The sequence below is a fragment of the Streptomyces sp. T39 genome (genome assembly GCF_008042045.1).
GTDB lineage: Bacteria > Actinomycetota > Actinomycetes > Streptomycetales > Streptomycetaceae > Streptomyces.
Map to the genome: position 1 here is coordinate 1 of NZ_RDBP01000183.1, position 1,043 is coordinate 1,043.

Annotated in this window: 2 pseudogenes; one reads left to right on the plus strand and one right to left on the minus strand. The window is 72.7% G+C overall.

Features of this window, described 5'->3' with window-relative positions:
• Positions 1–12: 12 nt before the first annotated feature.
• Positions 13–804: pseudogene (locus EAO77_RS36610) on the plus strand (AMP-binding protein); the annotation flags it as partial.
• Between the two features lie 146 nt (positions 805–950).
• Here EAO77_RS36610 and EAO77_RS41610 read toward each other — a convergent pair.
• Positions 951–1,043: pseudogene (locus EAO77_RS41610) on the minus strand (hypothetical protein); the annotation flags it as partial.

Genomic DNA, 1,043 nt, shown 5'->3' on the forward strand with positions numbered 1-1,043 from the left:
GGCGGTGTGTCGGTGCTCCAGCCCGGGCAGCGTCCGGAGCCGGCGCTGATCGCGGAGCTGTCGCGGCGGCACGGGGTGACGATGCTCCAGCTGTCGGCGAGCCTGTTCAACTTCCTGGTGGACGAGCATCCCGAGGCGTTCGAGACGGTCACGGTCGCGTTCACCGGTGGCGAGGCCGCGTCCCCCGCTCATGTCCACAAGCTCCAGGGCCTGGTGCCCGGGATCGAGGTGGTCAACGGGTACGGTCCGGCCGAGTCGATGGGCTTCACCACCACCCACGCCATCCCGCGCGGCGACGTCCCGCCCGCCCTGGTGCCCGTGGGGGTGCCGCTGGTCAACAAGGGCGCCTACATCCTCGATCCGTATCTGAACCTGTGCCCGCCCGGTGTGACGGGCGAGCTCTACCTCGCCGGCGAGGGCCTGGCCCACGGCTACCTCGGTCGGCCCGACCTGACCGCGACCCGCTTCGTGCCCGACCCGTTCGGCGGTCGCGGCGGACGGCTCTACCGCACGGGTGACCTGGCGCGTTTCGACGCCGAGGGGCGGATCGTCTACGAGGGCCGGGCGGACGACCAGATCAAGATCCGCGGCTTCCGTGTCGAGCCGGGGGAGACGGAGGCGGCGCTGCTCAGCCACCCCGCCGTCACCCAGGCCGTGGTCACCGTGCACCGCGACCGGCTCTCCGCCCACCTCGTCACCGAGGGGGAGACCACTCCCGACGACATCCGCCGCCATGTGGCCGACCGGCTGCCCGAGCACCTGGTCCCCACGTTCCTCACGGTGCTCGACCGGATGCCGCTGACGCCGAACGGCAAGGTGGACAAGCGGGCCCTGCCCGAGCCGGCCCCCCTCGCCACCGGCGGACGCGCCCCGCGCACCCCGCTTGAGGAGACCCTGCTCGCCCTCTTCACCGCCACCACCGCCGTCGCGAAGTCGGCGCCGCGCTCCAGCAGCACACCCGCCAGATCACCCCGGCCCAGCCCGTGGGACCGCAGATGACGGGCCAACCGGTTGGCGGACGCGTTCAGTTCGGCATAGGACAC